Raw genomic sequence first — 19,692 nt, forward strand, 5'->3', positions numbered from 1 at the left:
TGTTAGTCCTTCTGGAGGGCCGTGATGGTTACGGCGTCGGGGGTTGTCTGGTGGACTGCCGGGACAGTGGAGCCCGGCAGCGAAGCAGCAGCGGCACCATGTGCCACCGCCTGACGAAGGCAGTCCTGAGCGGAACCACCCTGGGTTGCAGCCAGCAGATAGCCGGCCAGGGATGAATCCCCTGCGCCCACCGTGCTGACGGCCTTGATCGGCGGATGCGTGGCGAACCATGCTCCGTCCGCGGTCACCAGGACTGCGCCCTTGGACCCGAGTGTTGCGAGAACGGCGCCTACACCGCTGGCGACGACGGCGGCAGCAGCTTGGGCGGCTTTGGCCGGGTCTGCTTCCAGTTGCTCAGCTGTGTAGACGTTGGTGAAACCTGCAGCGGCTGCAAGCTCGGCGAGCTCTTCCGCGTTCGGCTTGAGGAGGTCCGGTTTTCCTGCGGCATCACCCACCAGGGCTGCCGCAAGCGGCGCCCCGGAGGAGTCGATGGCGATGCCTGGGGCTGTCGTCCCATCTGCGTTCGACCGGAGTCGACGCGCGATTGTGGCGTAGAAGTCCGCGGGAACTCCTGGTGGGAGCGAGCCCGCGAGAACCACCCAGCTGGCGCCACGGGAACGGTCCAGCAGCAGCCCGATCAGGGCTTCCTGCTGTTCACCGCTCAGCTCCGGGCCGGGTTCGTTGATCTTGGTGGTGACGCCATCCGGTTCGGTGAGTGTGACATTGCTGCGCAGCGCCTGACCGATGCGGAGCGCCGCAAACGGCACGCCGCCGTCGTGCAGTCCGGACAGAACGGGGTCCGAGTCGGCGCCCGGAAGGACAGCCAACGTTTCGAGGCCTGAGGCGACAAGGGCCCGGGACACATTGACGCCCTTCCCGCCGGATTCCTGGTGGACTGCCACGGCGCGCTGGACTTCGCCGCGGGCCAGGGCTCCGGGGAGTTCCACCGTCCTGTCCAGGCTGGGGTTGGCTGTCAGGGTGACGATCATGCGATCACCACGTCGACGCCGGCATCGGCCAGGGCGGCCGCGAGTTCCGCGGACGGTTCGCTGTCTGTTATCAACGTGTCAACATCCTTCAATGTGGCGAACTGGACCAGTGTTTCGGCGTCCAGCTTGGAAGAATCAGCCAGGGCAACCACCCGCCGGGCAGACTTGACGAAGGCGGCCTTGACCGCTGCTTCCTCGGGGTCGGGGGTGCTCAGCCCGAAGTCGGCGTGGATCCCGTTGGTCCCCACAAAAGCGATGTCCGGACGGAGCCGGTACGCGGCCTCCACTGTGGATTGCCCGACGGCTGCCTGGGTGAGGCCGCGGACGCGGCCACCCAGGATCTGGAGTGCAATTCCAGGAGTGGATGAGAGCTTGCCGGCGATGGGGATGGCATGCGTGATGACTACGAGTTCGTCGCTTCCGTGGGCCGGCGGGGTCCGCTGTGCGAGCAGGTCCGCGAGGGTTTCCGTGGTTGATCCGGCGTCGAGGAGGATGCTGCCGCTGGTGAGTTCCGGAATCAGCGCGAGTGCTGCGTTGGCGATCCGGAGCTTCTGGGACTGGCGCTGGACGGCACGCTCAAGGATGCTCTCTTCCCTGGTGCTTAGCCGGTCCGAAGGAACCGCGCCGCCGTGTACCCGGCGCAGGTTCCCGGAAACTTCAAGGGCAGCGAGATCGCGGCGAATGGTCTCAGTGGTGATGCTGAAACGGTCGGCGAGGTCAGTGACGCTCACCCGTCCGCGCTCGGCGACGAGGGCGGAGATCAGTTGTTGGCGCTCTTCTGCGAACACTTACCCTCCATTGCGGTAAAGCCAAGAATTCAGTACAGCCACAGCCGTGACTGCTGTCACAACGATGTGGAATTGCTTGACTCTATCTTTGTTTATGTGGGGAAGTCAAGGGAAAACCAACATAAACAAAGATTCGCGGGTGCAGGTGTCCGGACACGCCAAAGGGCATGCCGCACTCCCTGTAGCGCGGCATGCCCTACTTCGGATCCTGACTGGGGGATGTGCCAGGATCCGGTCCATGGGGTGGAGGTGCCAGCAGACCGCTAGGGTCGGGGCGCTCCTCCCGGTTCAGGTGGCGGTGGTGTGGCCGGCCCTGGGGTGGGCTCCGCAACCGGCGGTGGGCCGGGCTCGGGAAGTGGAACCGGCTCGGGCGTTGGGCCCGGCTCGCGTGTCCGATCCGGGCCGGGATTCTGCGTGGGATCGGGGTGCGGGGCGCCTTGGGGACCCATGATCAGAGGCTCCCGCGATGTGCGGGTTGCTGCGGCCGAAGGGTCGGTGGCACATGGGTTGGGTAGCTGCCTGAATCCCATCCCGATCCCGGATAGTCGATAGGCAGGTTGTCCGGATCCGGCGGATCAGGAAGCTTCCGCTTCCTGCCTTGGTCGGTCTTCCCGCCGGTCTTCCCTCCGGTCACCGCAGGCTCTCGTCTTTGTGGTTCTGCGTGCATGGTGTTCCTTCCTGTCGCTCCAGGGCTGTCCTGCGGCACCGAAGCCAATGGTCGAATTCAGTCCGGAATCTCCATGCGGAAGCCGCAATGACATCCGAGAATCCGTGTGTTGATGAGTACCTCGTACATCCGTAGCTGCGCCTTGGGCTTCAACACCAAGGGGGCCTGTATTCTCCGCAATTCGCAGCTCTTGGTCTTCATTGGCTCGCCGCAGTGGAGATATTGGCCGCCGAACTGCAGCACACCCTGTGTGACGCCCGGGCGGTTGAGCACCGCAGCCACTTTCTGGACTGAGGCAATCTGCGTGTAGGAGTACCTGCAGTCGCTGCATTCGTAAGCGACGTCAACCATGTTGGGTGCCGGTGGATAGTGGGACTGGATGGAATTGACCAGTAGATTCCTGTCGGTATTGCAGCGCTTGCACCAAAGCGGCTCGTCAGGAGGTTGGTGGGCTTCGTCCGGGACTCTGGACGCTGGCTGGGCCGGCATGGGTCTGTACCTTTGCATCAAAAAAATGCGGGACGCCCGTCTGCATGAGCTGGAAAGCCTGGGTCCCTGGAAGGGGACGTAGCAAGATTGTGCACATAGGTGCACGGCATATGCAAGGATTCTGTTGTCATTCATCAAGGGGTGGCGATACGGTGGCCCCTCGACCCTAAACTAAGGCATGGACGAAATGAACGTAGATCTGGCGCTGCCTGATGCTGACCAGGCGCCCGACGAAGTTTCGGTCCCCGAGCAATTGCAGGACCTCGTGATCGATAGCGAGGACGTAGGCGGATTCCTCAATGAACTCGCGGCGTTCTCAGCGGCCGCGGTCTCCCAGGCCGTGGGCGTCGATGTCCTCTGCGGCATCACCCTGAGTCGTCGCCGACGGACCGCCACCGTGGCTGGGAGTACCCACGAGGCCCGCTTGATCGACGAAGTCCAGCAGGCCTATGGCGACGGCCCCTGCCTGGAGGCCATGCGAAGCCATGGCACCGTGCACGTTCCGGACACCTCCACCGAAGAGCGGTGGTCCGAGTACTGTTCCGTGATCGCCGACCGTGGCCACCTTTCTGCCCTTTGCGTGCCGCTCGAACTGGACGAGGGCGCCACTGCGGCACTGAACTTTTTCGCCCCGCAGGCGCACGTCTACGATGACGCCACCATCCGCACCTGCGAGCTCTACGCCAGCCAAGCCGAACGCTCGCTGAGGTTGGCCGTGCGGATCGGCGTCAAGCAGCAGCACGCCGAGGACCTCCAAGAAGCCATGCACTCCCGCACGGTGATCGACCTGGCGAGCGGCATCATCATGGGCCAGAACCGCTGCACGCAGGACGAGGCATTCCAAATCCTCAAGAAGGCGTCCAGCACCCGGAACCAGAAGCTCCGGGACGTCGCGGAGTCGCTGGTGAAGTCTGTGGCCAACCATGCTCCTGTGGCCCATTTCGAGCCCTGAGCACAGGCCGGAGACTGGTCCGGAGCCACCCCATCACTTGTGACCTTCGCCACTGGTGAACTACATTCATACATGGGTTAAGCAGATAGCCCTTGGAACCTCATGCCTGACACCATCAAGGATGGTCCACAAACTGCACTGATGCCGTGGCCTCTATCGGCCGGCTCACCGCGTGCATGCATGCAGGCTCCTTGAAGGAGTAAAAGGAGAATGGCAATGACGCTTGGATCCCCGATTCCCGCCCCGAAACCTCTTATGGGGGCGGTGCCCGCAGCCGCCGATACCGACGCGCGCCCATGGTGCACGGTCTGCGACACGGATTCGTACGTTTTCGTGGAAACCGTCGTAGAGGCGGCCCCCAACCAGTCCCAGCTGGTGGAAGTCAGCTACACCTGCAGCGAGTGCGATACGTTCTACGCCCACACTGTCCGTTTGGACGCGCTGGTGCCTGAGATCCAGAAGGAATTCCTGTCAACGTCCGCCGCTGGACTCTGGTTCAGTTGCACCCATTGCGGTGAGCCCATGACGTTGGGGCGCCCCACGGAGCGCGTGATCGAGGCTCCGCGGACCACGGACGATCCTGGCACGCCCAACCTTCTTGAGGTGTACCTGCAGACCCAGGTGCTCCATTGCCGGTGCGGATTCCAAATGGAGGTTCCACGCCACGTTGGCTAACTGCCGTGCTTGAATAACTCGTCGTGGGGAGGGGTGGCCATGCGCACCTTTGGTGTCGAGGAAGAGTTGCTGATTGCCGATCCCTCGGACGGGACGCCCTTGGCTTTGGCGGCCGGGATCCTGGATATGGCCGGCACTCCGGGCGAGGAGCCCAGTGATGACGCACCTTCCTTGAAGTCGGAGTTCAAGCAGGAACAGATTGAAGTCAACTCGCTCCCTTGCCGGACAGCGTCCGAACTTCGGGCCGAAATCCGCGCGGGCAGGGCGCTTGCGGATAAGGCTGCCAGGGCTGTCGGGGCGAGGGTGGCAGCGTTGGCAACGCCCCCGGTCTTCCATGCGACGCCCACCGGCGGCAACCAGCGATACGCGGCCATGGGCAACGAGTTCGGGCTGATTTCCCGCGAACAGCTCACCTGTGGCTTCCACGTCCATGTTTCCATCGAGTCGCCGGAGGAAGGCGTAGCTGTCCTGGACCGGATGCGTCACTGGCTTCCCGTGCTTCTGGCGCTGAGCGCCAACTCGCCGTTCTGGATGGGCGCCGACACCGGCTTTGCCAGTTATCGCACGCAGATCTGGAACCGGTGGCCCACGGCTGGTCCCATGGATGTCTTCGGATCAGCGGAGGGTTACCAGGCTGTGGCCTCGAGCCTCCTCGGGACCGGTGTTCCCCTGGATGAGGGCATGATCTATTTTGATGCGCGTCTGTCCAGGGGGCATCCAACCGTTGAGTTCCGGGTTGCTGATGTGTGCCTTTACGCCGAGGATGCCCTGGCCATCGCGCTGATCGCCCGGGCCTTGGTGGAGACCTCGGCGGATGAGTGGCGCAAGGGGGTCCCGCCGTCGGCCGTTTCCACCCCGGTCCTGCGGATGGCCAACTGGAAAGCCAGCCGCTTCGGCGTCGACCAGCAGCTGCTGCACCCGCTGGAACAGACGCCCTTTCCTGCCGCCGACGTCGTGGCCGCCCTCCTCCGGCACGTCCGCCGGGCCTTGGTGGAGACGGGGGACCTGGCCGTTGCGCGCGCGGGGGTGGCGAACATCCTCCGCCGCGGAACGGGCGAACGGTTGCAGCGCGAGGCCTACAGTCGTCGGCGCCGCTTGTCGGACGTCGTTTCCGCAGCCATCGCGTCCACCCATCAGGACGGCGAACTGTCCGACGCCAAGTACCTGCTTGGCCGCTGACAGCGACAGGACACGCAGCAGCAGAAGTACGACGGCGAAAAGTCACCATGGGTGCCCACGGTGACCTCCCGCCGTCGTACTTTAGGGTTTGCTCAGCCCTGGTTGATGCGGATCATGTTGCCCGAAGGGTCGCGGAAAGCGCAGTCGCGCGGACCCCACGGCTGGACGATCGGCTCCTGGAGGACCTCAGCGCCGGATGCGCGGAGCTTCTCGAACGTTGCATCGAGGTCGTCCGTGTTGAACACGAGCATCGGCATGACGCCCTTGGTGAGGAGTTCCTGGATGGCGTCGCCGTCGGCCTGGGAGCGGCCGGCGTGCGGTGGGGACAGGACGAGCTCAAGGTCGGGTTGGGCATCGCTGCCGAGGGTGACCCAGCGCTGACCGTCCGAGCCAACGTCGTTGCGGACCTGCAGGCCGAGGGCGTCGCGGTAGAAAGCGAGGGACTCATCGACGTCGTTGACAGTAACGTGTGCGTACTTCAGTGAAATGTTCATACCGCCCACGCTATTTCAGCTACGGTGCGGGCGCTTCTTCGATCCTGCTCAGGTTGTTGCCGCCCTTGCGATCGGGGCGGGTGTGCTGCTTGGCGATGCATGTGGGCATTGCCTTCACGGCGTGGTGTTCGCGGGAGCGGTATTCGCTGGGGGTGATGCCCACGATTTCGGTGAAGCGGGAACTGAACGAACCCAAGGATGTACAGCCAACCTCCATGCAGGCATCCGTGACGCTGGTTCCCGAGCGAAGCAATGCCATGGCCCGCTCGATCCGCCTGGTCATCAGGTAGTTGTAGGGCGATTCGCCATACGCGGCCTTGAATTGGCGGGAGAAGTGGGCGGGGGACATCAGCGCGCCGGCGGCCATGGTGGGCACATCCAGCGGGCGCGCATACTCGCGGTCAATGAAGTCGCGCGCTCGCCGCAGATGGGCCAAGTTGGCCAGTTCCTGCGGAGTCATGCGGCAAGTCTACTAGTCTCAGTCCCATGGATTCAGTGGTTTGGTCGAAGCCCGAAAACGAGCGGGCAGGCACCCCTTTGTTGGTGATGTTGCACGGTTATGGCACCAGCGAGCAGCGCATGGTGAAGCTGTTCCCGCATTTGCCCGCGGACTTCAGCTGTGCCGCGCTGCGTGGGCCCAAAGTCATCGGTGACGACTACGGCTGGTTCCTGCTGGACTACTTCCTTACCAACGACTTCGCGGATGTCATCTCCTCCACCAACCGGGTGTTCGACTGGATCAACTCCGTCAAAGGGAATCACAGCAGCGTCAGCCTGCTGGGTTACTCCCAAGGCATGGCCATGGCCAGCACGCTCCTGCGCCTGCGTCCACAGGAGTTCAAGGCGACGGTGGGCCTGTCCGGCTTCGTGATGGACAACGACCTCCTTGCCCTCAGCGAGTCCTTCGACAGTCCGCCCCCCTTCTTTTGGGGGAGGGACAAGGCTGATCCGGTCATCAACGAGGACGCGATAGCGCACACCGAGGAATGGCTGCATGCCAACGTTGCGCTGACCGCGCGAACCTATCCGGGGATGGGGCACAGGATTGAGCCGCAGGAACTGGTGGATGTCAGCGCCTTCCTCAAGTACTACGTATTGCGGTAGTTCGCCGGATTAGAAGCCATCCCGGGTCCAAAATCAAGACGCCGGTGAGATTCGCGTCACAATTTCGACTTCGACTGCACTCTATTGAATGACAAAATTGTAAGCGCTTACACTTTTGGCTGGTGTCCCGATGCGGGACGCGCGTGAAGGCGTCAGGCGAGGATGGAAAGGGTTGAGGCCGTGTTGCATGGTTAGGACTCACAGGGTGACGATCCAGGACGTAGCCGTCCTCTCCGGATTGTCCATTTGCACGGTGTCCAGGGCCCTCAGGAACCTCCCCAACGTTTCTGACAAAGCCCGGCACCAAGTGGCGGAAGCCGCCAGTAAGCTCGGCTACAAACCGTCGGCCGCAGCGTCCAGGCTGGCAGGCGGCAGCACCCGGTCCGTGGCCATCGTGGCCCCGACAGCCACAGCCTGGTTCTTTGCCCAAACCGTGGAAGCGGCGGAGGAAGTGCTCGGCGACAGCGGATATGACACGGTCCTGATCAGCCTGCGCAACAAGGCCACCGTGAGGCGCGAGTTCTTTGCGGACCTCAGCAACCTGGCCCAGAGGGTGGACGGGGTGCTGCTGCTCAACGTTGACCTTGCGCCGGGAGAAGTGGAAGCGTTGGTAGCGTGTGGGCTGCCGGTGGCCAGCGTGGGCATGCGAAATGTTCCGTGGGACAATGTAGGTATCGATGACGAACACGCAGCCTGGCAGGCTACCCAACACCTGCTGGGGTTGGGCCATTGGGACTTGGCCGTTCTCTCGAGCAACGAACACCCCGTTGTGACCGAGACTCCTCGGTTCCGTGGCTTCAGGCGTGCGCTGGATGAACACCACCTCACCGTCCACCCGGACTCTGTGGTGGCTGCCGGGCCAAGCATCGACGACGGCCGGCGGGCGATGACCGAACTCATCACCCGCGGCGCACGGCCCACGGCAGTGTTCGCCCATTGCGACGAAGCGGCCTTCGGTGCGTTGACGACGCTCCGCGAACACGGCCTCTCCGTCCCCAAGCACGTGTCAGTAGTCGGCATCGACGACCACCCCATGAGCGGGTTCCTTGGCCTGAGCACAGTGGCGCAGCCCGTTGCCGACCAAGGGGCCTTCGCAGCGAACCTGCTGTGTGAACGCCTGCTGAATACTGAAACCCCCCACCAACCCGCAAACCACCTGCTCGATACCAAGCTCATCGAACGCAAAACCACGCGCCACAAGCGCTGAACGGAATACTGCACATGACTGATCTTCGGAATGCCTGGACTGGCGCCTCGGCGCTGCTGTTCGACCTCGACGGCGTGCTGACGCCCACTGCCGTGGTGCACGAGCATGCGTGGCAGGAACTGTTCAACGACTACCTCGCCGGGACCGGCCATGCCCAGGGCTACCAGGAAAGCGACTACTTCGATCACATCGATGGCAAGCCGCGCTTCGATGGCGTCCGGGATTTCCTGGCTTCACGTGGCATTACGCTCCCCGAAGGGCCCGTCCATGACCACCCCGACAACCAAACAGTGCAGGGCCTGGGCAACAGGAAGAACGCCATCTTCAACGAGATCGTGAACTCCCGCGGCGTCGAGCCGTACCAGGGCTCGGTCAAGTTCATCAATGCCGCGGTGGAGCTGGGACTGAAGGTCGCCGTCGTGTCTTCATCCCGCAACGCGCCCGCAGTGCTCAAGGCCGCCGGCCTTGACCACCACTTCGAGGTGGTGGTGGATGGCCAGGTGGCCGCCGGCGTCGGACTTCCCGGTAAGCCGGATCCGGCAACTTACGTTTACGCGGCAGGTCTGCTGGGCGTGCCTGTTGAGGAATGCATCGTGGTTGAGGACGCCGTTTCCGGCGTGCAGGCCGGCGCGGGGGCCGACTTTTACGCCGTTATCGGCGTGGACCGCGGAGCCGGCCGCCAAACCCTGCTGGACGCCGGGGCCACGCTGGTGGTCGACGACCTCAACGATCTTCTCTAACCCTACTTTTTCGAAGGACCTCCTTAGCCCATGGCACTCATCAGCTCCGATCGGCTGCGCTTCCCCTGCGAGCCCTGGAAGCTCGTGGAAAACATCCACGTCCCGGGTGACGAGGGGACCCTGGAAACACTGTTCGCGCTCGGCAACGGCCACCTGGGCATCCGCGGCTCACATTCAACCGCGGGCGACAGTGAGCTTCCCGGCACGTTCATCAACGGTTTCCACGAGATCTGGGACATCAAGCACGCCGAGAATGCCTACGGTTTTGCCCGCACCGGGCAGCGGATCGTCTACGTGCCGGACGCCAACAACTTCACCGTCTCCATCGACGGCGAGGCGCTGAGCCTGGCCGAGTCCACGGTGCTGGACTACCACCGCTCCGTGGACTTTTCCACCGGCGTCTACGAGGAAAGCACCACGTATGCCTGCCGGTCCGGCGCCACCGTGACCACGGTGGAGCGCCGCGCGGTGGGGTTCGACAACCGCGGATGCCTTGGCTTGGAGCTGTCCGTTTCGGCTGACCGCGACGTGTCCGCGGACATCATTTCCGGCGTCGTCAACCGCCAGGACCAGCCTGTGGAGGACCACTCGGTCCATGACCCGCGCCGATCCGGCCGGCACGCCGGGCGCGTCCTCCTGCCGCTGCACCTCCAAGGTGCCGACGGATCGCTCCGCATGGCATGGGAGACCTCCGAATCGCGCCAGCGCGTTGCCATGGCCGTGGATCACTGGATCTCCGCCGAAGGACAGCCGTTTGAAACGCTGGTGGCGGAAGACGAATCGTCCGTCCGTTACGTCTTGGCGATTCACGCCGGCGACGCTTTCCGTGTGGAGAAGACCGTCAGTTACCTGGTGGCAGGTTCTAGCGACGCCGAGGACCGTGGCGAGAGCCTGGCCGCCGACGCGGAAGCCAACCTGGTGACCTTCTCCGAAATCATTGCCCAGAGCAAGGCCCACTACGACCAGTACTGGACCACGTCGGACATCTCCATCGGCGGCCAGCCCGAGATGCAGCAGGCCGTTCGCTGGGGACTCTTCCAGCTGGCGCAGGCCACTGCCCGCGCCGGGGTGGCGGGCATCCCCGCCAAGGGCGTCAGTGGATCCGGTTATGAGGGCCATTACTTCTGGGACCAGGAGATCTACCTCCTGCCCTACCTGACGTACACCAACCCGTGCGGTGCCCGAAAAGTGCTGGAATCCCGCCATGCCATGTTGCCGGATGCGCGTGTGCGGGCAAAGGAGCTCAGCGTTGACGGCGCGCTGTTCCCATGGCGGACCATCAACGGCCTGGAAGCCAGCGCCTATTACGCTGCGGGAACGGCCCAGTTCCACATCGCTGCAGCCATCGCCTTCGCCGCAAACCGCTACCAGTGGGCCAGCGGAGATGCCTCGTTCCGGGGCGAGCTGGGTGCAGACCTGCTCATTGAAACAGCTCGGATGTGGGCGTCTCTTGGCTTCTTTGGCAAGGACGGCATGTTCCACATCCATGGTGTGACCGGCCCCGATGAGTACACGGCTGTGGTCAACGACAACCTGTACACCAACGTCATGGCGCGCTTTAACCTGCGGGCCGCCGCTGCGCTGGAGCATGAGGGGATCGCAGATACCGAGCGGATGGTGTGGCGGCAGGCCGCCGAGCGCATGTCGCTCCCGTACGATCCCCACCTTGAGGTGTTCAGCCAGGACAACGACTTCATGACGCTGGAACCGTGGGACTGGAACACCCCCAAGTCCAAGTACCCGTTGCTGCTGAACTTCCACCCGTTGGTGATCTACCGGCACCAGGTCCTCAAGCAGGCCGATACGGTGCTGGCCATGTTCCTCCAATGGCAGGATTTCACGGCCGAAGAGAAGCAGCGGGCGTTCGACTTCTACGACCCCATCACCACCGGCGACTCCACCCTTTCTGCTTGCGTGCAGGGCATCATGGCTGCCGAAGTCGGCTACGGCGATGTTGCCCTGCAACACTTCACCGACGCCCTCTTCATTGACCTCGACAACTCGCACGGCAACACGATCGACGGCGTCCACATCGCCTCCACCGGCGGTATCTGGAGCTCCCTGGTCTGCGGTTTCGCGGGCATGCGGGACCAGGGCGACGTGCTGCGTTTCGACCCGCGCCTGCCCGTCGAGTGGGAGGACCTGTCCTTCCGGCTCAAGGTGCAGGGCCGCCTGCTGTCCGTGGAACTCGCACAGGGCTCCATTGCGTTGGCGCTCGAATCCGGGCCGGATTACAGCGACGAGCCGTTGCACATCACGGTGCGCGACTACGACGTCACTGTCGGGACGGAAACGGTCACGGTGCCGCTGGACAGCGTCCCCGTGCCGCCGCCGTCGATCTTCCCCAGCGTCTTCCCGACGGCGGGACTTCCCATCATCCGTTAGGGCGCGTTGGGCGGGGCTACTTAGCGGCCAGTTCCATGGTGGTTACCCGTAGCCACATCCACAGCCGTTTCTGCGGGTCCGCCAGGTCAAGGTTGAAGTCCTCGGCCAGGCGGGCCACGCGGTACCGGACGGTGTTGTTGTGGACATGGAGTTGGGCGGCCATGGCGGAAATGTTGCCGTTGAAGGCCAGATAAGCCCGGAGGGTCTCCAGGTACTCCGTTTGCTGCTCGGCGTCCCGGGCTTGGATCCGGGAAATCTCGTCAGCTCCGGCCAGGCCATTGTCCTCGATGAACTCCCCAATCCTCAGCAGGTTCAGCGGAACCTGGAAGTCCTCGAAGAGCGCAACGCCCGGTACTTTGCGGTTGCCCGGGGACTTGCCCTGGCGTGCCTGCAGGTTCAACAGATGGTGCAGCGTGCGCATGGCTTCGGACCGGGATCGCGGCAGCTCGTCGATGGTCGCTGCGATTCCACCCACTGTCGCAATGACCGGGAACGAACTGATGGTGTGCGAATAGGCCTCGATCTCCTGGATGATCCGGGCATGCAGGGCCCGCGGGGACGGGCCATTGCCGGGCAGGAGTGCGTAGACCACCGAGCCGATCAGGGCGCTGTGGCCGGTGCCGAACTGGACGTTGCACACGGTGGTCACCAGGTGCAGCAGCCGGTGGATTTCCCGGACGGACTCCAGGCTTCCCGTCTCCGGGCGGACAATCGAGAAGGCAGCCACGGCCAGCCCGTTGGCGGTATCGAGGCCCAACTGCGCGGCAGCGAAGGAGGCATGGGGAGTGTCATCCATGAGCGTCCGGATGAGGTCCGCATTTCGTCGCTCCCCGAAGTCTGATGCCGAGCGGGCATGGAGCATGTGCAGCCCTGCCAGGGGCGCCATCCGATCCAGCGCGTTCAATGCCGTGGCGCGCTTTTCTTCGCCGGGATCGATGATCCAGATGGACCCGAGCAGTTCTCCACCTGCCCGCACAGCCAAAGCGAGGCGGGCCATTCCGTCGTCGGGCGCCGGGACCAGCACAGCGCCGGGCGCAGCGTAAACCGCCTTGAAGTCCTGGTCGAACGCCGGCTGGATGGTCTCCTGCAGGGTCAGCGTAGTGATGCGCCGGAGTTCGTCGATGGGTTGGCCCGGCAGCGTGGAATAGCCCAAAATTCGGCCCAGCGGATCCACAATGCTGGCGGCGCCGTTGGTGATGGAAGCCGCTGCGTTGGCAAACGCGTAAAGATCGCCAAGCCGCACGCCTGATACCGAGTCCGCAGCGGCGCCCATGACCGATGCCCGCGCCAAAGCCACCAGCTGCGTCCAGTCCGCGTCATCCGGGGCCACGAGGACCGAGAGGGTATGCCGGACCGCCGCGGAGCGCAGTTGCTCCATCCGGGCGCCATGGGCTTTGACGATCACCGCTGCCGCGTTGCTGTTAGCTGCCCGGTGGAGGAGCTGATCGAAATCCGGTGAACCGTACGTGCATCCGACCGCGAGGATGATCCGATCGTCCACGCTGGACCACGTATCCAGGGGGTCGTACATGAGGACGTCCGAGACCGGGTGCCCGAGGTTTTCCGGGGTGGGATTGGCGTGCACCAGGTCGGCCTGCATCAGCTGGATGCAGTCGGAAAGGCGTACTGCCGATTGCTGCATCCCTGACTGCGTCGTCGTATCCATGGTTGGACGTTATCACAGGGCACAAGCGGATCTTGTGGAGAATCCTACATATAGAGCGGGGGAGATCTGCGTCACTATTGGGAGGGACGCCGGGCAGGTGAGCCCGTCAGGAACACAGAGGACACACCATGAAAATCAAGGACATCAAGGCACTCGCCTCGCTGCAGGGACCGGCCCGATCCACCGCCGAGCGGCTGTCCCGGAAATGCTACAGCGTTGAGGACATGCGGAAGCTGGCTGCCAAGCGGCTGCCCAAGAGCATCTTCGAATACATCGAAGGCGGAGGAGAGGACGAGGTCTCGCTGCGCCGCAACCGGTCCTCTTTCGACGACTGGTCATTCCTTCCCAAATGGGGATCAGTGGACAACCTGGACCTCAGCACCACCATCCTTGGCGGCCCATCGGCGATGCCGGTGACACTCTCGCCCACCGGTGGAACCCGGCTCTTCCACCCCGAAGGTGAATCCGCTGTCGCCCGTGCAGCGCTCACCGCGGGCATCCCCTACGGGCTGGCGCACCTGAGCACCACCACCATGGAAGCCGTCAGCGCTGCGGCGCCGGGACTTCGCCGCTGGTTCAACCTGGAACCAACCTCGGACAAAGGACTGCTGCAGGCCGTCCTGGACCGGGTGTCCAACGCCGGTTACGAAGCCCTGCTGGTCAACGTCGACTGCAGGGCCATCGGGCACCGCGAGCGCGATTACCGCAACGGGTTCACCGCCCCGCCGTCCATCAAGCCGAAGACGGTGGTTGAGGGGATGTTGCACCCCGCATGGGCGCTGGGATTCCTGGCCAACGACGCTATAGCGTTCCCCAACCTCGATGCCGACATTCCCCAGGGCCCTCTTGCCAGCTCGCCGGACATGTGGCGCACGTTGCTGGCCGGTTCCTACGAACCCACCGATTGGGACGACATCCGGGACCTCCGCGAGCGCTGGAACGGTCCGATCGTGCTGAAGGGCGTAGTGAACGCGAACGACGCCGGGCTCGCAGCTTCCATGGAAATCGATGCCATTCAGGTCAGCAACCACGGTGGACGGCAGCTGGACCATATGGCGGCACCCCTGGACGTCCTGCCGGAGATCGTTGCCAAGACCGCCGGTCGGATGGAAATCATCGTCGACGGCGGCATCCGCCGGGGCTCCGACGTGGTCAAGGCCCTGGCCCTCGGCGCGGACGCCTGCTCCATCGGACGCCCATACCTGTACGGCCTTGCTGCCGCCGGCCAGGACGGCGTGGAGCACGTCCTGAAAATGTTCACCGCCGAAATGACCCGCACCATGATGCTCCTCGGAGTCTCAACCATCGAAGAACTGCGGGCGGAAGGTCGGGACTTGATCCGGCACCGCAACGAAGCATTCGCCCGCAACCAACCCACCCGTATCCCCGAGGCCCCTTTGGCCTTGCAGAAATGAGGAACCCGACATGAACAATCCAACAGCGGCTCTCCGCGCGAAACCCGGCTTGTCGGCCGTCGTCGCCACTGCTGCGCTGATGCTGGCGGTGACGGCGTGCAGCCCCACTGGCAACGCATCGGCGTCGAACCCGTCCGGCGACGCTGCCGCAGCGGGCACCGGCGTCCCCGCGCTGGAAGTGAACCAGGCCGCCGTCGACCTTCTGCCCGAATCCATCAAGGCTTCCAAGGTGCTGCGCGTGGCCATCCCCACCAATGAACCCCCAACGCAGTTCTACCGCGAAGGCACGCAGGAAATGACCGGAACCAACCCGGACGTGGCCCGTCTCATCGGTGAGGCATTGGGTGTCAAAGTGGACATCCAGGTGGCCAACTTCGATTCCATCATTCCCGGCCTTGCCGCCAACCGGTACGACATGACCGTCTCCTCGATGACCCCCACTGAAAAGCGCATGGAAGTCCTGGACTTCGTGGACTACATGCAGATCGGCAACGCCATTGCCGTCCCGAAAGGTAACCCTGGCGGCATCAAGGACGAAAATGCGCTTTGCGGCAAGAAGGTCGGGCTCCTTACGGGCTCGTACCAGCTGACGGTGAACGTTCCTTCCTATGACGAAGCCTGCGCGGCCGCCGGCAAGGACGCTATCCAAAGGAGCGAATTCCAAGACACCCGGCAGGCAATCTCGGCACTGACCAGCGGGCGTCTCGACACTGTGTTGGCCGATTCTCCCATTTTGAACTTCGCGGCCACCCAAAACCCCGGCATCGAAGTTGCACGGACGTACGAGTTCGCCCCGGTGGGCGTGGGGGTGCCGAAAGACTCCGGCTTGGTGAACTCGGTCTCCGCCGCCCTGAACGCGGTGATCAAGAGTGAGTCCTACACCAAGGTCCTTGGGAAGTACGGCCTTGAGACCAGCGCCATCACCGACGCACGCGTCAACTTCGCCCAGTAATGAATTCGAGTAGAGAGGTGACGGCTGTGCAGAAGCAATCCTCAGTCCCCGGCACCGGGAAGCCGACGACAGCTTCGGAGGACTCAATTCCCGTGGTGCCGCTGAAGCACCCTGTCCGCTTGGTCCTTGCAGCGGTGCTCATCCTGGTGGCGCTCAGTGCGGCGTGGGATGTCGCAGTGAACGAACGTTACCGCTGGGATGTTGTGGTGTCCTACCTGTTCGCCCCGCAAATCCTTGCCGGCGCAGGTTTAACGCTTGTTTTGACCGTGGTTTCCATGACCGTGGGCATCGCCCTGGGCACACTGCTGGCGATCATGCGGCTCTCCGACAACCCGATCCTCAGCACCATCAGTCGGGCGTACATCTGGTTCTTCCGCGGAACCCCGCTCCTGGTCCAGCTGATCTTTTGGTACAACATTGCTGCGCTCTACCCTGTGATCGCGTTTGGACTGCCCTTTGGTGGACCGTCGGTGGTGCTGGGATCAGCGAACGTGCTGATCTCCCCGCTGGGCGCCGCGCTCCTGGGCCTGTCGCTGAACGAGGCCGCGTACATGGCAGAGATCATCCGCGGGGGCATCGGCTCGGTGGACAAGGGCCAGTACGACGCCGCCCGGGCCTTGGGAATGAGCGGCGGCAAGCTCATGAACAGGGTGATCCTGCCCCAAGCCATGCGCGTGGTTCTGCCTCCCACCGGCAACCAGGTCATCTCGATGCTCAAGGGCACGTCCTTGGTGAGCGTCCTGGCGATCTCGGACCTGCTCTATTCAGCCCAAATCATCTACGCGAACAACTACCAGACCATTCCGCTGCTGATTGTGGCCAGCCTCTGGTACCTGCTCATGACCACTGTCCTGAGCTTCTTCCAAAACAAACTCGAACGCCGGTACGGCCGCGGATTCGACTCTGCGCCGCGACGGATCCGCAAGCCCAAGACAAGGACAGCATGATGACTACCGCCATGGTGGAAGCCCGGGGAGTCCGGAAAAACTTCGGCGTTATCGAAATCCTCAAAGGCATCGACCTCCGGGTTGAGAAGGGATCGGTGACTTGCCTGATTGGCCCGTCCGGTTCCGGCAAGACCACCTTCCTGCGCTGCATCAACCACCTGGAGAAGGTCGACGCCGGCCGGCTCTACGTGGACGAGCACCTGGTGGGCTATGCCGAACGCAACGGGAAGCTCTACGAAATGAAAGAGCGCCAAACGGCCCGCTCACGGCTCAACGCCGGCATGGTGTTCCAACGCTTCAATCTTTTCCCCCACATGACCGTGCTGGAGAACATCATCGAGGCACCCGTCCACGTGCTCGGCCGGCCCCGGCGCGAGGTGGTCGTGGAAGCGCAGGCACTGCTGGACCGGGTAGGCCTGGGCAACCGCGGGCACTCCTATCCCCAGGAACTCTCCGGTGGGCAGCAGCAGCGCATCGCGATCGCAAGGGCGCTGGCCATGAAGCCGAAACTGATGCTCTTCGACGAGCCAACGTCGGCGCTTGACCCCGAATTGGTTGGTGAAGTCCTGGACGTCATGAAGTCCCTGGCGGAGGCCGGAATGACCATGGTGGTGGTGACGCATGAGCTCGGCTTTGCCCGGCAAGTGGCTGACCAAGTGGTGTTCATGGATGGCGGCGTGGTGGTCGAAAGCGGCCCTCCGGAGGACGTCCTGGACAACCCGCAGCAGGAGCGCACCAAGGCGTTCCTCTCGAAAGTCCTCTAGCAATACCCTTCCATCACAACGAAAGGCATTACATGTCCCGCCAGCAAGTCGTCACCAGCCTCGCGCCCAGCCCGGCCGGTCCGTACTCCCAGGCCATCGTGGCCAACGGCTTCCTCTTCACTGCAGGCCAGACGCCCCACGACCCCGTGACCGACGAGCGGGTTGGCTTCACCATTGAGGAACAAACCATCCAAGCCATGACGAACCTCGGCGAAGTCCTGGGCGCGCACGGACTGGATTTCTCGCACGTGGTCAAAGCCACCGTTCACCTTCACCACCCCGGGCGCGACTTCGACGGCTTCAACAGCGTCTACGAAAAATACGTTGTGGCCCCGTACCCGGCACGAACCACCGTGGGGTCCTTCCTGGGCGACTTCCTGGTGGAGATAGATGTGGTCGCGGTTCTTCCGTAGTCAGTTGCGGCTCGCGTTTTCCTGCCGTGATTTACCCAGTGAACGACGCCGGTCCAACTCGCAGTTGATCAGCTCCAACAGCGCTTGGGCCGGCTCGGACAGGTGGTGGGTGTCCGGGGAGCCAAGCTGATCGCAGTGGAGGAGGACGTGGCGGATCCGTTCCAGTTCGCGGGATGGCACCAGGGGCCAGCGGTGGAACAATTGCCTGACCGCTATCGCTCCAAGGAGGGCATCGGGTTTGTTGGCTACGCCGTGCGTGCCGTGGTTCGCGGCTGCTCTTCGTCGAGCAACGCTGGCCGCGGAAGGAGGGACACCGTGGGCCATGAGGATCTCGGCCTTCAGTGAATTGGGGGCCATGGGGACCTCCCGGAGTAGAGCGATGTAAGCCGTCTGCGTGACTTTGAATTCAGCTTACAGAATGTGAGTTATGTCATGTCAATCGTTACGTGAGCAAACCGCCGTCGTGGTTTAAGGTTCGGCCTCAAAGCGTTGCGGCTTCCGCCGACGTAGAGGACAAGGGTATAGTCGGCCCATGCTCTCCCTGCGTCGATTTACCTGCCCCCGACCGGTCTCCGGTCGCGAGGGCTGTTCGGCGCGCGCCTAGGTCCTGGCACGGAGTGAGTCGGGGGAGGAAACCCACTCATTCCGACCCTTAAGGACCAGCTATGCCCACTTATCCCAGCCCCAATGAGCTTCACCACGCCCTCACTGTCAGGGACCTATCCAACCCGGACCACGGCCCCCACGCCATGCAGATACTCCTGCGCGACGTGGTGGACGCGCTTGGAACTCTCTGGGGAGTGCCCGAACGCATTGTCCGGCACAGCCCTTTGGTGAGTGTCGCTGACAACTACGATCGCCTGGGTTTCAGCCATCTGGACGTCACCCGCGGCCAAAAGTACTCCCGCTATGTCAGTCCTACCGTCATGCTGCGCAGCCACACATCAGCATCCATCCCGTCGCTGTTGCGGGACGTGGCACCTGAGGACTCATTGGACGAACTGTGGGCTCTCCCTGGCCTGGTCTACCGACGTGATTCCATTGACCGCACGCACGTTGGGACACCACACCAAGTGGACTTGTGGCGGATCAGTTCACGGATAACGCTCGGTACGGGTCATTTGCAGGAAATGATCGGCGTCCTGGTGGAGGCCGTACTGCCGGGGGCGGAGTGGAGGGCGGTTCCCGCAGTTCACCCCTACACGCAGGAAGGGCTGCAGATCGATGTCCTCATGGATGGCGAGTGGCTGGAACTCGCTGAGTGTGGGCTCGTGGCGCCGCACCTTCTGCTGGACGCGGGCCTGGACGCCGGGAAGTGGTCGGGCCTGGCACTGGGCATGGGCCTGGATCGCGCATTGATGCTTCGCAAAGGGATCCCCGATATCCGGTTGCTCCGTTCCTCGGACTCCAGGATCCAGCAACAGATGACCCACCTCGAGCCCTGGAAGCCGGTGTCCCAGATGCCGTCCATCAGCCGGGATCTCTCGCTGGTGGTTGGAGCAGGCATGGACGCCGAATTGCTCGGCGACAAGGTGCGGAGTGCGCTGGGTGACCGCGCCGAGGATCTGGAAAGCGTGGAGCTGCTCGCCCTCACTCCCGGCGAATCGCTTCCCCCGGCTGCCCGGGAACGCCTCCGCATCCTCGACGGCCAGTCCAATGCCCTAATCCGAGTGGTGATGCGTCCACTCGCGGAAACCATGACGGACCGCCAAGCCAACCGGGTCCGGGATGACATCTACCTGGCCCTGCACGAAGGTCCGGTCAAGGAACTCATCGCGGGATAGCGGGCGAAGGCGGCGGCCGCGCCTGCGGAAATTCCAACCCCGGTGCAGCCAGCTGTTGCTGCTCCACTTTCTTTGCGGCTCC

General features: G+C 63.6%; 20 protein-coding genes. 13 read left to right on the forward strand and 7 right to left on the reverse strand.

Features of this window, described 5'->3' with window-relative positions; all coding sequences use genetic code 11:
• Positions 1-2: 2 nt before the first annotated feature.
• The 3 genes from AC5RU9_RS09080 to AC5RU9_RS09090 form a co-directional block, all read right to left on the reverse strand.
• Entirely contained in the window at positions 3-989 is a 987-nt protein-coding gene (locus tag AC5RU9_RS09080; protein ID WP_494016176.1) for a 1-phosphofructokinase family hexose kinase, read from the reverse strand.
• Positions 986-1,777 carry a DeoR/GlpR family DNA-binding transcription regulator gene (locus AC5RU9_RS09085; RefSeq protein WP_211710934.1) on the reverse strand — a complete coding sequence of 264 codons (792 nt, stop codon included), beginning with the start codon at positions 1,775-1,777 and terminating at the stop codon, positions 986-988. The genes AC5RU9_RS09080 and AC5RU9_RS09085 overlap by 4 nt, the downstream gene beginning before the upstream one ends.
• A gap of 724 nt (positions 1,778-2,501) precedes the next feature.
• A complete protein-coding gene (locus AC5RU9_RS09090) occupies positions 2,502-2,933 on the reverse strand; it encodes a hypothetical protein (RefSeq protein ID WP_211710933.1) in 432 nt (143 codons plus the stop codon).
• A gap of 178 nt (positions 2,934-3,111) precedes the next feature.
• On the opposite strand from AC5RU9_RS09090, the gene AC5RU9_RS09095 reads away from it, so the two are divergent.
• From AC5RU9_RS09095 to AC5RU9_RS09105, 3 genes are all read left to right on the forward strand, one after another.
• Positions 3,112-3,885 (forward strand): GAF and ANTAR domain-containing protein, encoded by a 774-nt coding sequence (locus AC5RU9_RS09095; protein ID WP_211710932.1) that lies wholly within the window; start codon positions 3,112-3,114, stop codon positions 3,883-3,885.
• Between the two features lie 216 nt (positions 3,886-4,101).
• Positions 4,102-4,560 carry a hypothetical protein gene (locus AC5RU9_RS09100; protein ID WP_211710931.1) on the forward strand — a complete coding sequence of 153 codons (459 nt, stop codon included), beginning with the start codon at positions 4,102-4,104 and terminating at the stop codon, positions 4,558-4,560.
• Between the two features lie 39 nt (positions 4,561-4,599).
• Positions 4,600-5,739, forward strand: a complete 1,140-nt coding sequence (locus tag AC5RU9_RS09105; protein WP_494016177.1) for a glutamate--cysteine ligase 2 — start codon at positions 4,600-4,602, stop codon at positions 5,737-5,739.
• 92 nt (positions 5,740-5,831) lie between these two features.
• Here the strand turns inward: AC5RU9_RS09105 and AC5RU9_RS09110 are convergent, their stop codons facing one another.
• Positions 5,832-6,233, reverse strand: coding sequence for a VOC family protein (locus tag AC5RU9_RS09110; RefSeq protein ID WP_211710929.1), 402 nt, complete (start codon positions 6,231-6,233; stop codon positions 5,832-5,834).
• A gap of 19 nt (positions 6,234-6,252) precedes the next feature.
• A complete protein-coding gene (locus AC5RU9_RS09115) occupies positions 6,253-6,693 on the reverse strand; it encodes a helix-turn-helix transcriptional regulator (protein ID WP_309995616.1) in 441 nt (146 codons plus the stop codon).
• 26 nt (positions 6,694-6,719) lie between these two features.
• Here AC5RU9_RS09115 and AC5RU9_RS09120 point away from each other — a divergent pair, with 26 nt between their 5' ends.
• From AC5RU9_RS09120 to AC5RU9_RS09135, 4 genes are all read left to right on the forward strand, one after another.
• The gene (locus AC5RU9_RS09120) at positions 6,720-7,337 is read left to right on the forward strand and encodes an alpha/beta hydrolase (protein ID WP_211710926.1); all 618 of its coding nucleotides are present in this window, start codon (positions 6,720-6,722) and stop codon (positions 7,335-7,337) included.
• 205 nt (positions 7,338-7,542) lie between these two features.
• On the forward strand, positions 7,543-8,544 hold the full coding sequence (locus AC5RU9_RS09125) for a LacI family DNA-binding transcriptional regulator (RefSeq protein WP_307843746.1): 1,002 nt from the start codon (positions 7,543-7,545) through the stop codon (positions 8,542-8,544).
• A gap of 14 nt (positions 8,545-8,558) precedes the next feature.
• Entirely contained in the window at positions 8,559-9,284 is a 726-nt protein-coding gene (locus AC5RU9_RS09130) for an HAD family hydrolase (protein ID WP_211710923.1), read from the forward strand.
• Between the two features lie 30 nt (positions 9,285-9,314).
• Complete coding sequence (locus AC5RU9_RS09135; protein WP_494016178.1) at positions 9,315-11,669, forward strand: glycoside hydrolase family 65 protein; 2,355 nt, start codon at positions 9,315-9,317, stop codon at positions 11,667-11,669.
• 16 nt (positions 11,670-11,685) lie between these two features.
• Here AC5RU9_RS09135 and AC5RU9_RS09140 read toward each other — a convergent pair whose 3' ends face one another.
• A complete protein-coding gene (locus tag AC5RU9_RS09140) occupies positions 11,686-13,335 on the reverse strand; it encodes a PucR family transcriptional regulator (RefSeq protein WP_494016179.1) in 1,650 nt (549 codons plus the stop codon).
• A 128-nt stretch (positions 13,336-13,463) separates the two neighbouring features.
• On the opposite strand from AC5RU9_RS09140, the gene AC5RU9_RS09145 reads away from it, so the two are divergent.
• The 5 genes from AC5RU9_RS09145 to AC5RU9_RS09165 are packed head-to-tail and all read left to right on the forward strand — an operon-like array spanning position 13,464 to position 17,826.
• Positions 13,464-14,750 (forward strand): alpha-hydroxy acid oxidase, encoded by a 1,287-nt coding sequence (locus tag AC5RU9_RS09145; RefSeq protein ID WP_494016180.1) that lies wholly within the window; start codon positions 13,464-13,466, stop codon positions 14,748-14,750.
• A 10-nt stretch (positions 14,751-14,760) separates the two neighbouring features.
• Entirely contained in the window at positions 14,761-15,702 is a 942-nt protein-coding gene (locus tag AC5RU9_RS09150) for an ABC transporter substrate-binding protein (protein WP_494016181.1), read from the forward strand.
• A gap of 26 nt (positions 15,703-15,728) precedes the next feature.
• On the forward strand, positions 15,729-16,649 hold the full coding sequence (locus AC5RU9_RS09155; RefSeq protein ID WP_309995633.1) for an amino acid ABC transporter permease: 921 nt from the start codon (positions 15,729-15,731) through the stop codon (positions 16,647-16,649).
• Positions 16,649-17,413: an amino acid ABC transporter ATP-binding protein gene (locus AC5RU9_RS09160; RefSeq protein WP_305082607.1), complete on the forward strand. Its 765-nt coding sequence runs from the start codon at positions 16,649-16,651 to the stop codon at positions 17,411-17,413. The genes AC5RU9_RS09155 and AC5RU9_RS09160 overlap by 1 nt, the downstream gene beginning before the upstream one ends.
• Positions 17,414-17,445: 32 nt before the next feature.
• Positions 17,446-17,826, forward strand: coding sequence for a RidA family protein (locus AC5RU9_RS09165; RefSeq protein WP_494016182.1), 381 nt, complete (start codon positions 17,446-17,448; stop codon positions 17,824-17,826).
• Here AC5RU9_RS09165 and AC5RU9_RS09170 read toward each other — a convergent pair whose 3' ends face one another.
• Entirely contained in the window at positions 17,827-18,183 is a 357-nt protein-coding gene (locus AC5RU9_RS09170; protein WP_211710911.1) for a hypothetical protein, read from the reverse strand.
• Positions 18,184-18,491: 308 nt separating this feature from the next.
• On the opposite strand from AC5RU9_RS09170, the gene srmL reads away from it, so the two are divergent.
• Positions 18,492-19,610 (forward strand): PheS-related mystery ligase SrmL, encoded by a 1,119-nt coding sequence (srmL, locus tag AC5RU9_RS09175; RefSeq protein ID WP_494016183.1) that lies wholly within the window; start codon positions 18,492-18,494, stop codon positions 19,608-19,610.
• Positions 19,611-19,692 lie beyond the last annotated feature (82 nt).

This window comes from Arthrobacter sp. B0316-5-4 (assembly GCF_059090325.1).

What these genes read in the sequence shown, in the direction of transcription:
- AC5RU9_RS09080 (WP_494016176.1), bottom strand. Translation starts at nt 989, where the DNA reads ATGATCGTCACCCTGACAGCCAACCCCAGCCTGGACAGGACGGTGGAA.
- AC5RU9_RS09090 (WP_211710933.1), bottom strand. Translation starts at nt 2,933, where the DNA reads ATGCCGGCCCAGCCAGCGTCCAGAGTCCCGGACGAAGCCCACCAACCT.
- AC5RU9_RS09095 (WP_211710932.1), top strand. Translation starts at nt 3,112, where the DNA reads ATGGACGAAATGAACGTAGATCTGGCGCTGCCTGATGCTGACCAGGCG.
- AC5RU9_RS09100 (WP_211710931.1), top strand. Translation starts at nt 4,102, where the DNA reads ATGACGCTTGGATCCCCGATTCCCGCCCCGAAACCTCTTATGGGGGCG.
- AC5RU9_RS09105 (WP_494016177.1), top strand. Translation starts at nt 4,600, where the DNA reads ATGCGCACCTTTGGTGTCGAGGAAGAGTTGCTGATTGCCGATCCCTCG.
- AC5RU9_RS09110 (WP_211710929.1), bottom strand. Translation starts at nt 6,233, where the DNA reads ATGAACATTTCACTGAAGTACGCACACGTTACTGTCAACGACGTCGAT.
- AC5RU9_RS09115 (WP_309995616.1), bottom strand. Translation starts at nt 6,693, where the DNA reads ATGACTCCGCAGGAACTGGCCAACTTGGCCCATCTGCGGCGAGCGCGC.
- AC5RU9_RS09120 (WP_211710926.1), top strand. Translation starts at nt 6,720, where the DNA reads ATGGATTCAGTGGTTTGGTCGAAGCCCGAAAACGAGCGGGCAGGCACC.
- AC5RU9_RS09130 (WP_211710923.1), top strand. Translation starts at nt 8,559, where the DNA reads ATGACTGATCTTCGGAATGCCTGGACTGGCGCCTCGGCGCTGCTGTTC.
- AC5RU9_RS09135 (WP_494016178.1), top strand. Translation starts at nt 9,315, where the DNA reads ATGGCACTCATCAGCTCCGATCGGCTGCGCTTCCCCTGCGAGCCCTGG.
- AC5RU9_RS09140 (WP_494016179.1), bottom strand. Translation starts at nt 13,335, where the DNA reads ATGGATACGACGACGCAGTCAGGGATGCAGCAATCGGCAGTACGCCTT.
- AC5RU9_RS09145 (WP_494016180.1), top strand. Translation starts at nt 13,464, where the DNA reads ATGAAAATCAAGGACATCAAGGCACTCGCCTCGCTGCAGGGACCGGCC.
- AC5RU9_RS09150 (WP_494016181.1), top strand. Translation starts at nt 14,761, where the DNA reads ATGAACAATCCAACAGCGGCTCTCCGCGCGAAACCCGGCTTGTCGGCC.
- AC5RU9_RS09160 (WP_305082607.1), top strand. Translation starts at nt 16,649, where the DNA reads ATGACTACCGCCATGGTGGAAGCCCGGGGAGTCCGGAAAAACTTCGGC.
- AC5RU9_RS09165 (WP_494016182.1), top strand. Translation starts at nt 17,446, where the DNA reads ATGTCCCGCCAGCAAGTCGTCACCAGCCTCGCGCCCAGCCCGGCCGGT.
- AC5RU9_RS09170 (WP_211710911.1), bottom strand. Translation starts at nt 18,183, where the DNA reads ATGGCCCCCAATTCACTGAAGGCCGAGATCCTCATGGCCCACGGTGTC.
- srmL (WP_494016183.1), top strand. Translation starts at nt 18,492, where the DNA reads ATGCCCACTTATCCCAGCCCCAATGAGCTTCACCACGCCCTCACTGTC.